10 protein-coding genes are annotated in these 9,736 nt (G+C 69.0%); 7 read left to right on the forward strand and 3 right to left on the reverse strand.

Annotation, left to right across the window (positions count from 1 at the left end):
* The 3 genes from VIB55_RS19675 to VIB55_RS19685 form a co-directional block, all read left to right on the forward strand.
* Window positions 1-374: M23 family metallopeptidase (locus tag VIB55_RS19675; protein ID WP_331878374.1), on the forward strand; the 374-nt coding region annotated here is incomplete at its 5' end.
* Between the two features lie 70 nt (window positions 375-444).
* On the forward strand, window positions 445-816 hold the full coding sequence (locus VIB55_RS19680) for a polymer-forming cytoskeletal protein (RefSeq protein WP_331878375.1): 372 nt from the start codon (window positions 445-447) through the stop codon (window positions 814-816).
* A gap of 136 nt (window positions 817-952) precedes the next feature.
* Window positions 953-1,711 (forward strand): Nif3-like dinuclear metal center hexameric protein, encoded by a 759-nt coding sequence (locus tag VIB55_RS19685; RefSeq protein WP_331878376.1) that lies wholly within the window; start codon window positions 953-955, stop codon window positions 1,709-1,711.
* A gap of 305 nt (window positions 1,712-2,016) precedes the next feature.
* Here VIB55_RS19685 and VIB55_RS19690 read toward each other — a convergent pair whose 3' ends face one another.
* The gene (locus VIB55_RS19690; RefSeq protein WP_331878377.1) at window positions 2,017-2,763 is read right to left on the reverse strand and encodes an HD-GYP domain-containing protein; all 747 of its coding nucleotides are present in this window, start codon (window positions 2,761-2,763) and stop codon (window positions 2,017-2,019) included.
* Window positions 2,764-2,806: 43 nt separating this feature from the next.
* Between VIB55_RS19690 and VIB55_RS19695 the strand changes: the two genes are divergently transcribed.
* The gene (locus VIB55_RS19695) at window positions 2,807-3,466 is read left to right on the forward strand and encodes a TIGR04282 family arsenosugar biosynthesis glycosyltransferase (protein ID WP_331878378.1); all 660 of its coding nucleotides are present in this window, start codon (window positions 2,807-2,809) and stop codon (window positions 3,464-3,466) included.
* A 112-nt stretch (window positions 3,467-3,578) separates the two neighbouring features.
* Here VIB55_RS19695 and VIB55_RS19700 read toward each other — a convergent pair whose 3' ends face one another.
* On the reverse strand, window positions 3,579-6,281 hold the full coding sequence (locus VIB55_RS19700; protein ID WP_331878379.1) for a DUF5916 domain-containing protein: 2,703 nt from the start codon (window positions 6,279-6,281) through the stop codon (window positions 3,579-3,581).
* Between the two features lie 769 nt (window positions 6,282-7,050).
* Window positions 7,051-7,881, reverse strand: coding sequence for an alpha/beta hydrolase (locus VIB55_RS19705; RefSeq protein ID WP_331878380.1), 831 nt, complete (start codon window positions 7,879-7,881; stop codon window positions 7,051-7,053).
* A gap of 137 nt (window positions 7,882-8,018) precedes the next feature.
* On the opposite strand from VIB55_RS19705, the gene VIB55_RS19710 reads away from it, so the two are divergent.
* The 3 genes from VIB55_RS19710 to VIB55_RS19720 form a co-directional block, all read left to right on the forward strand.
* Complete coding sequence (locus VIB55_RS19710; RefSeq protein WP_331878381.1) at window positions 8,019-8,483, forward strand: MarR family transcriptional regulator; 465 nt, start codon at window positions 8,019-8,021, stop codon at window positions 8,481-8,483.
* Between the two features lie 132 nt (window positions 8,484-8,615).
* Window positions 8,616-9,173, forward strand: a complete 558-nt coding sequence (locus VIB55_RS19715; RefSeq protein WP_331878382.1) for a YceI family protein — start codon at window positions 8,616-8,618, stop codon at window positions 9,171-9,173.
* A gap of 71 nt (window positions 9,174-9,244) precedes the next feature.
* On the forward strand, window positions 9,245-9,736 hold a 492-nt coding region (locus tag VIB55_RS19720; RefSeq protein ID WP_331878383.1), incomplete at its 3' end, for a VOC family protein.

A 9,736-nucleotide genomic window follows, 5' to 3' on the forward strand; every position in this document is an offset into this window, starting at 1 on the left:
GGCCGCTGGCGGCGCGTGGCTACGTGACGCGCGGGCAGCGGCGCACGCGCGGCGGGCTGCACCCCGGCATGGACATCGCGGTTGCCTCGGGGTCACACATCCTGGCGTCGGGTTCCGGCGTGGTGGCGGAGGTGGGCGAAGACAGCGTGTACGGCCGCTACGTGCGCATCGCGCATCCCGGCGGGTACGAGTCGCTGTATGCGCACGCCTCGGAGCTGCTGGTGAGGGCGCGGCAACGCGTGCCGGCGGGCGAGGTGATTGCGCTCAGCGGGAGCACGGGCGTTTCCAGCGCGCCGCACCTCCATTTTGAGATTCGCAGGAACGGGCGGCCGGTAGACCCCGTTACGATGATCCACAACCCGAACACACAGTAGCCGAATGCTGGGACGGAAGGGCGCGGACGATCGCACGGTTGCGGCGCGTACGGCGGCGGGAGAGGGGTCCATGTCCATCATCGGACCCGGCATGAGCATCACGGGCGACCTGGTGACGGAGGGCACCGTGCGCGTGGAGGGCCGCATCGAGGGCACCGTGCGGGCCGGCAAGGCGGTGATTATCGGAAAGAGCGGAGAGGTGGTCGGCGAGGTGATCACCCAGGACGCGGTGATCGGCGGCCGCCTGCGCGGTACCCTGGTGGCCGAGAGCCGCCTGGAGCTGCAGGCCACCAGCGACATCGAGGGGCAGATCCGCGCCCCCGCGCAGCACCTGCAGCTGGAAGAGGGAGCGCGCTTCAACGGCCAGATCCAGATGCTGGACCAGGGCCAGATGGCGGCGCTTCCACCGGGCACCTCCGGAGAGAACTCCACAGAGGCGTAAGGTTTATCCACATCTTTGCCGAACAGGTTCAAGCCGTTGCGCCGCAACGGCTTGCCTGTTTTCCACAGGCAGGGCACCCGCTTATACACTGAGGTTTTCCACATTTTTGTGGGAAGGCCCACAACCCCTTCGCAACGTGGAGCTTCGCGCCCTCGTAACCTACCTTGACCGGTACCTTCGGGCCACGGACGTACCTGACTATCCGAACGCTCTGAACGGGTTGCAGGTAGATTCACGTCGCACCGAGGTTCGCCGCATCGCCGTGGCCGTCGACGCCGCGCAGGCCACCATCGACCGCGCCATCGCCGGCGGGGCCGACCTGCTGATCGTGCACCACGGCCTGTTCTGGGACGGCAATCGCACCGTCACCGGCCGCCGCTATGCCCGATTGAAGGCACTGTTCGACGCCGACCTGCCACTCTACTCGTCGCACCTGCCGCTGGACGTGCACCCGGAGGTCGGCAACAACGCGGTGCTGGCGCGCGAGCTGGGGATCGACATCCAGGGGGGCATGGGCGACTTCAAGGGCATGCAGGTGGGCGTCTGGGGGATCATGGATGCCATCCACCGCGATGCACTCTCCGCTCGGCTTGGTTCGCTGCTGGAGGGGCCGGTCACGATGGCGCCCGGCGGACCGGAGATCGTTCGCCGCGTGGGGGTGATTACGGGTGGCGCGGGTGGGAGCGTCGGGGAGGCGGCGGCACTGGGGCTGGATGCGTTCATCACCGGCGAGGGGGCGCACCACAACTTCTTCGATGCGGAGGAGGGAGGTGTTACCCTGCTGCTGGGCGGGCATTACGCCACGGAAACGTGGGGAGTGAGGGCCCTAGCCCGGCACCTGGAGGCGGAGTTCGGAATTGAATGGTCGTTCATTCACTATCCGACGGGGCTGTAGTTTCGGTGCGTCCGCCCGCTTTAGCGCGCGCCTGCGGCCCCGTCCCGGCGGTTGAAACCGCGACTGGAACATCACGAAGTCCGCCTTCGCGGACTGCACGCGCAGCCAAGTGCGCCAAGCCCGCGGAAGGGCATCGGGCTGGCTCAAGGGTTGGGAATGAGGCGTCCTGGGCCGCACCGAATGCAGCCGAAGCGCACACGAATTCTCCCCTCTCCCGCTCGCGGGAGAGGGGCCGGGGGAGAGGGCAGCCGGGGGACTTCGCCGGCTCGTTCGAGACGCATCCCGATACGCCAGCCGCCCCGGGCCTACTCGGTCACGTCAGACATCGCGTTGCGCTCGGCGAACAGGTCGCGCTGGGCTACGTCGTCCCAGGCCTCCCGCACGGCAGGGGTGTGGACGAGTTCCACCAGACCCGGGTCGAACTGCGAGCCAGCGCCCTTTCTCAACTCCTCGAGCGCTTCTTCCAGCGGCATGGCGTCGCGGTACTTCCGCGGCTGCGTCATGGCGTCGAAGGCATCGGCCAGGGCGATGATGCGGGCGCCCAGCGGAATCTCGTCGCCCTTGAGACCGCAGGGATACCCGCTGCCATTCCAGCACTCGTGGTGCGAGGAAACGATGGCGCGGATCCCCGGATGCTCGGGCTCCAGCGGCGCCAGGATGTGGGCGCTCTCGTGCGGATGCGACTTGATCTCCGAGCGTTCCTTTTTGCTCAGCCGCTTGCGCGAGTGCACGATGTGAAAGAACCGGTCGTCGATTTTGCCCATGTCGTGCAGCAGTGCGGCTACGCGGAGCGTGGGCAGATCGCGGCGCGCCATCCGGCAGGCCTGGCCCAGCGCATAGCTGAGATCGGCGACGCGGCGGCTGTGGCGCGCGGTCACCGGGTCGCCCGCGCTCAGTGCGTTCAGCGCCAGCTCCACCATCCGCCGGTGCATCATGCGCGTGCGGTTCTGCCGGGCAGAGGCCTCCACCATCCATGCGAGGCCCACCAGGCCCGCGCTGACCATGGCGATGGCCGCCGTGCGCGTCCCCTGCCCCGCTTCTGAGTTCGGCATCCAAGTGAGTGATCGAGGTTCCCGCCACGCTGCAAGGCCCGGCGTGTGTGCACAGGACATTCCACACGCGCGGGCGGCCATCCTGGTGTTCGTCCGCGCCCCCGAAGCGGGCCGGGTAAAGACGCGCCTGGCCGCCTCCATCGGCGCGGACGCGGCGCTCCGCGTGTACCGCCGCCTTGCCGAGCACACCGTCCGCGAGGCCCTGGCCGTCGCGGGTGCGGAGGTGCGGGTGCACTTCACCCCGGCAGACGCGGAGGCGGCCGTACGCGCATGGCTGGGGGATGGGCCCGCGCTGCTGCCCCAGGCCGAGGGCGATCTGGGCGAGCGGATGCGCGACGCCTTTGCCCAGGCGTTCGCGGATGGGCATCGGCGCGTCGTGATCATCGGATCGGACCTGCCGGAGATGCGGACTGACCTACTGCGCCGCGCGATTGCCCCGCTGGACGAACACGAGGCTGTGATCGGGCCCGCGCGAGACGGCGGATACTACCTGCTGGGGCTCACGTGGCTGGTGGAGGGGGTCTTCGACGGGATCGCCTGGAGCACGCCCGGTGTGCTCGCGGCCACGTTGGAGCGTCTGGCGGCGGCGGGCATCACCCCCGCCCTGCTGGAGTCCCTGACGGACGTGGACGAGGTGGGGGACCTGCCGCCAGGATGGCTGAACGCGGGCGCGTTTCACGTGGAACACGACCGGCTGTCTTAGTTTCACGCAGAGGACGCAGAGACAAAAGAGAGGACCCAGAGAAAAATCCTTCTTTTTCTCTGCGTCCTCCTTCAGTTCTCTGCGCCCTCTGCGTGAAATGCGGTTCAGCGGATCAACGGCCGATCCAGTACGTGGCCTTGATCACCAGCACGTTGTCGGGCTTGGAATCGAAGATTCCGTTGGCGTCGCGGCCGAACTCGAAGTCGCCGTACGCCTGTCCGTCCGAACGCTGCTGCTGCCAGACGAGGAAGAGCGTGCTTCCCGGCCGGTACTCCCACCGCAGCACCGCGTTGCCGCGCAGCGAGCGCACGTTGAAGTCCGGGTTGCCGAACCGGAAGCCCTGGTCCGCCGCCGGGTCGCCATCCGTGTCCAGGCGGTACGTCGACGGGGAGCCGTCGGCGCGCGTCTCGGCTACGGACAGCTCCGCGTCGGTAAAGGTGCGCAGGTCCAGGCTGCGCGGCCGCTCGAACTCCTTGAAGTTGCGGTAGTCGCCCGCGGCCACGAACGGCTGCGCGTAAAGCTCCAGCGACATCGTGGGCGAGAACGTCCAGTTAAGGCGCGTGCTCATGGACACGGTGTGCTGCTCCAGGTCCGCGAACACCGCGCGCCGCCCGAACATGGCCGTCGCAGTCGGGTCCGTGAACTGGCGGACGTAGGAGGCCCGGCTGTCACTGTAGTTGTACGCCGGCGACAGGGTGAGCTGCACGTTGGTGCTGGGCTTGAAGCGCAGGCTGGCGTTCGCTTCCACGAAGCTGCCCCCGTCCGCCGATCCGCCGAAGCCCGGGTTCATCGACAGCACCACCGGCTTGCGCGAGTCGGTGCTCATCCGCGGACCCACGAACCAGCTGGCGGCGCGCCGGACCACGGCGCCCCCGCGCGTGGCGCGGTCGGAGTACACCTCGGGCCGGTAGTGGCCGTAGAGGCCCGCGTCCCAGTAGTTGTGGAAGGTGCCGCTGGCGAACGCCTGCACCTGCGCGTCGGTGCGGTCACCGTCGAAGTTCACCTGGTTCTGCCCGCCCGCGCCCACGACGAAGTTGCGGTACCAGCTCCCCGGCTGGGTCCACTGCCGGAGCACGTTGCCGTGCATCCACACGTAGTCGGCCTGGGTGAGGAACGCCATGTCGTTCACCTCGAACCCCGGGCTGCGGTAGTTGACCGACGACTCCCACAGCCAGTCGCCGCTCTCCTTGCTCAGCCGCGCGTAGCCGCCGAAGCCGCGCAGCGCGGTGGCACCGGTTTCGTACCGGTCGCTGAACACCCCGTTGGACCCCTGCTCGCGGTCCGGACGGTTGAAGTAGCGCGCGGACGAGCGCTGCAGCCGGCCGATGGCCAGCGAGTCGCCCGTGACGTTGCTCACGGCCACGTTGCCCATCAGCCGGTACGTCTGGTTCTTCCAGAACAGGTTCCAGTCGGCGCCCAGGGCCTCGGCGTGCGCGGGAAGCTGGTCGCGCAGCAGGCCGTCGCCGTCGCCGAAGCGGCGGACCACGGAGGTGGCCATCAGCCCCCAGGTGCGTGCGCCGCCCGCGGTGGTGCGGCGCACGCGGCCCATGAAGTAGTTGGTCAGCGGCTCCACGGTGTGCTTCGCCACCGGGCCGGCGACGTTGCGCACGCGCGACACCTCGCGCGCGGTCACCGCCTCCAGCGCGCCGATCTGCCATCCGCCCGCCGTGCGCCCCGTGAGCTTGGCGGCGCCGATCAGCCGGGCGTTGGCGGGGCGGTCCTCGTAGTCGTACTGCTCCGGCAGCCCTCCCTGCGGCGACCGCCCGATGCGCCGCGAGTAGAACAGCGACATCCCGCTGACGTTGCTGCAGGTGAAGCAGTTGAGCCCGCCGAAGCTGAGCAGGCCGCTCCCCTCCACGAAGAAGGGGCGCTTCTCCTCGAAGTAGCTTTCGAACGCGCTCAGGTTCACGACGGCCGGGTCCTGCTCCACCTGCCCGAAGTCGGGGTTGATGGTGGCCGACAGCGTGAGGTTGGAGCCCAGCAGCGCCCGCACGTCGGCGCCGATGCGGGTGTCGTACTCGCGCTCGTGCTGGAAGGGGCTCCCCGGCTGGGTGGGCGTAACGTACGATGCCCGGCTGACCGCGTACGGCATGATCTCCAGCCCGCGCGGGCGGCTTTCCACGCGGATGCCGGCCAGGTGCCCGAAGCGCGGCGGCCCGCCCGTTTCCTTGCTCCCCCAGAACGACCACATCGACGTTTCGTTCAGCCGCTGCGCCTGCCGCCAGATCTGCATTCCCCACGTCTGCTCGACGGCGCTGGAAAAGCGCAGCTGGCTCCAGGGGATGCGCATCTCGGCCGTCCACCCCAGCGAATCGACGTGCGTCTCGGCCACCCACACGGGGTCCCACGACGGGTCGGCATTGGCGGACGCCTGGCCTGCGTCGTACTTGACGCCCGACGGGTTCACCTGCAGCACGGTGCGGCCGGCGTGGTCGTGATAGGTGTCGAACACCAGCTGGATGTAGTCGCTATCCACGTTCTGGTCGCGACGCGTGAGCTGCCTGCGAACGCCGGCGGCACCCAGCGAGTCGTACATCCGCGCGCCCACGTACAGCGCGGCCTCGTCGTAGGCGAAGCGCACCTCGGTGCGTTGGGTGGCGGGCTGGCCCTCGTTGGGCTCCGCCTGGCGGAAGTCGGTGGCCGGCGCGGGCGTCTTCCACACGTCCTCGGTGAGCTTCCCGTCCAGCACGATGCCCGCGGCGCGGTGCGCCGACACGTTGGGCGTGCCGGAGGGGTGTGCGTCCTGCGCCGCGGCGGGTGAGGCAAGCACGCCTGCTGCGAGCAGGGCGGCGAGGGTGGTTTTGATTCGCTTCATGGGCGCTGCCCCGAGTCTGGGTGCTGCACGGTCCTGCGTAACGGATGTTGGATGCAGCAAGTGGCCAGGTGGTTTACTCGGGGGTGCTACGGAGTTAGCAGCACCCGAGCTTCGTGAGCGGGTTTGGCGCCCGTGCGCACGAGTGTCATCCCGACGGAGCGGCCAGTTCGAACTGGCCCGCACACGATATCCGGCAGCGACTCAGGGATTGGCCACCCAGCAGGGGCGGCGCTCCAGGACTCCGCCTGGTTCATCTCCGTCGTGAGCATCGCCGGGTGACACGGCCGAGCGGGTTGATCGACGAGAGAACCGTGGAGCGCTTTGCGGAGTGTGTGGCGGATCCCTCAGTCGCTGCGGAGTACGGCGGATGGGCAGGGTTCGATGGGGCCGCTCCATCGGGATGACATCGGGCGGTTCCGCAGGTGCGGCGTCGTGCCGGTGGAGCCCCGAACGGCTGCGCCGAGGCCTCTGGGTCGGTGCCCGCTGCCGCGTCCAAGCTGAGAAGTGGCCGCGCTTAGATCCTTCGGCCCGCGAGGGATGTGCTGCGGGCGAGCGCGGTGCGCCTGGGCCTCAGGATGACAGGCCTTGATGCGCATCGAGGGGCTTGGGTGGCGCGCCACACTGGCTCCCTTCCCCCGCGCAGTTTGCGGGGGAAGGGCTGGGGATGGGGGGCGCCCGCGGCATGCGCCGGCCCCCGGTCGATCCTCACCTGAAGTTCCCCCCTCCCCGCACGCAGTTTGTGCGGGGAGGGGCCGGGGGAGGGCGCGCCTTACGGCAGGCTACCCGCCAGGAGATCCAGCACGCCCTGAGGATTATCCGTGTTGATCCAGTGCCCGCCCTGCAGCTGGTGGAGATGGACGCGCGGGTTGGCGGTGGACGCCGCCTCCACGCGGCGGATCGCCTCGTCGTCCAGCGAGTTGCTTTCCGTCGCCTTCACGATGTGGATCTCCACCTTACCCGGCGGGCGCACGACGGTCTCCCACAGGTCCGTGCGGAAATAATCGCGCAGCATCTCCTCGATCACCTCCCAGTCCAGGCGCCAGCGGTAAACTCCATCCACCAGCTCCAGGTTGATGGCCATCCACTGCCCCAGCCCCTCGTCGTACCCGGCGCGGGCGATCCCCTCCACCGCCTCGGCGCGCGATGCGAACTCGGGCGGGAGGGCGCGGATCACCTCGATCATCCGCCAGGCGCTGCCCTCGGGCTCGCGGACGGAAAGCGTGCTGTCCATCACCCACACCTGCCGCAGCTGGCCCGCCCCCCCGTGGTGCGCCGCGTAGACGAGCGCCACCTTGCCGCCGAACGAGTGCCCCATCACCGCGGTGGCGTCGATCCCCAGGTGCTCCACCAGCCGGTCGACGTCCGCGGCGGTGGCGGCCTGGGTGTGGGGACCGGGAAAGCCCCGGGATCCGCCGTGGTTGCGCAGGTCCACCAGCAGCACGCCCCACTCCGGCCGCGCCTCCACCAGCCGCCGCGCGATGGTGCCCCAGTTGCGGCCGCTGCCGTAGATGCCGTGAAGCACCAGCAGCCACCGCGTGGGCGTGGCATCCTTCCCCACGACGCGGGTGTGGGCGAGAATTGGTATCTGCGGATCGGACATGGCGTTTCGTGTTGCAAGACCGTTGTGCGTCGGGCGGACGGGCGTCATTGTACCACGCGCCGCGGCCCCCCGCGACCCTTGATCTTGGGACGTACAGAGGTTATCTTAGTGCTAAGATAAATGACGAGGTGACCACGATGAGCGGCACGAGCACGAAGGAATCGACGGAGCAGGCGCTGAAGCTGTTCGTGGTGCTTTCACGCGCGCACAACGCCGTGGCGGCGCACGCCCAGGCCGACATCGCGCGGCATGGCCTGACGCTGATGGAGTTCGGCATCCTGGAGGCGCTGCACCACCGGGGTCCCCTGCTGCTGGGCGAGCTGCAGAAGAAGATCCTGGTGACCAGCGGCGGCGTTACCTACCTGCTGGACCGCCTGGCGGCCAAGGGGCTGGCGGAGCGGCGGCGGTGCGAGCACGACCGGCGCGCCTACTACGCCGCGCTGACCCCCGAGGGCGAGGCGCTGATCACCGAGATCTTTCCCGCCCACGCGGCCGCGCTCGAGGCCGCGCTCGGCGGGCTGACGCCCGAGGAAAAGGAGACGGCCACGGAGCTGCTCCGCAGGCTGGGGCGCCACGCGGCGGAGGCAGAGAAGCCAGCCTAGACAAAAGTCGTTTGCACGATTATCTTAGTTCTAAGATTCAAAGCAGTGAAGCATCGCGGCGGGTCGACGGCCCGGCCGCCGCGAAGACGAGAGAGGGCCCAGGCGAACAACCAACGCAACGAGGACGTCATCATGAGCATCACGACCGAGAGCACCAGCACCACGACCACGTGGCAGATCGACCCGGCGCACACCAACGTCGAGTTCTCGCTGAAGCACCTGATGATCAGCACCGTGCGCGGCCGCTTCGGCGCCGTCAGCGGCACCATCGTGCTCGACGAGGCCAATCCCAGCGCGTCGACGGTGACGGCGGAGATCGACACCACCAGCATCGACACGCGCCAGGAGCAGCGCGACGCGCACCTGCGCTCGGCCGACTTCTTCGACGTCGAGAATTATCCCACGCTCGGCTTCCGCAGCACGAGCGTGACGCCGGCGGGTGACGGCTTCGACGTAGCGGGCGACCTGACCATCCGAGACGTGACGCGCCAGGTGGTGCTGCACGTGACGGACGAGGGCCGCGGCGGCGACCCGTGGGGCGGCGAACGCGCGGCGTTCAGCGCGACGACGAAGATCGACCGGCGCGACTTCGGGCTGACCTGGAACCAGGCGCTGGAGACCGGCGGCGTGCTGGTGAGCAACGACATCAAGATCACGCTCGAAGTGCAGGCCGTGAAGCAGGCGGACTGACCGAAGTCGAGCGCGAAGCGTGCGCCCTCCCCCGTCTGGGGAGGGGCGCCGGGACACGGAAGGAGGCGAGGATGAAGCTGGAGACGCAGGGCTTTCACCACATCACCATGGTCTCGTCCAACGCACGGCGCACGCTGGAGTTCTATCGCGGCGTGCTGGGGCTGGGGCTGGTGAAGAAGACGGTGAACTTCGACGATCCGGGCGCCTACCACCTGTACTTCGGCGACGAGGGCGGCAGGCCGGGCACCATCCTCACCTTCTTCGAGTGGGGCGACGCGCCCGCGGGCCGTCCCGGCATCGGCGGGGTGCACCACCTGGCGCTGGGGGCGGAGGGCGACGAGGCGCTGCTGAAGTGGAAGCGGCGGCTGACGGACCACGGGGTGCACGTGAGCGGGCCGTACGACCGCGGCTACTTCACCAGCCTGTACTTTCGCGATCCAGACGGGCAGATCCTGGAGATCGCCAGCAAGGGGCCGGGCTACGACATCGACGAGCCGGCGGACGCGCTGGGACAGACGCTGTTGCTTCCCCCGCAGCGCATCGTCCGCGGCTATCGCGACGAG

The sequence above is a fragment of the Longimicrobium sp. genome, from assembly GCF_036554565.1.
Taxonomy (GTDB): domain Bacteria; phylum Gemmatimonadota; class Gemmatimonadetes; order Longimicrobiales; family Longimicrobiaceae; genus Longimicrobium.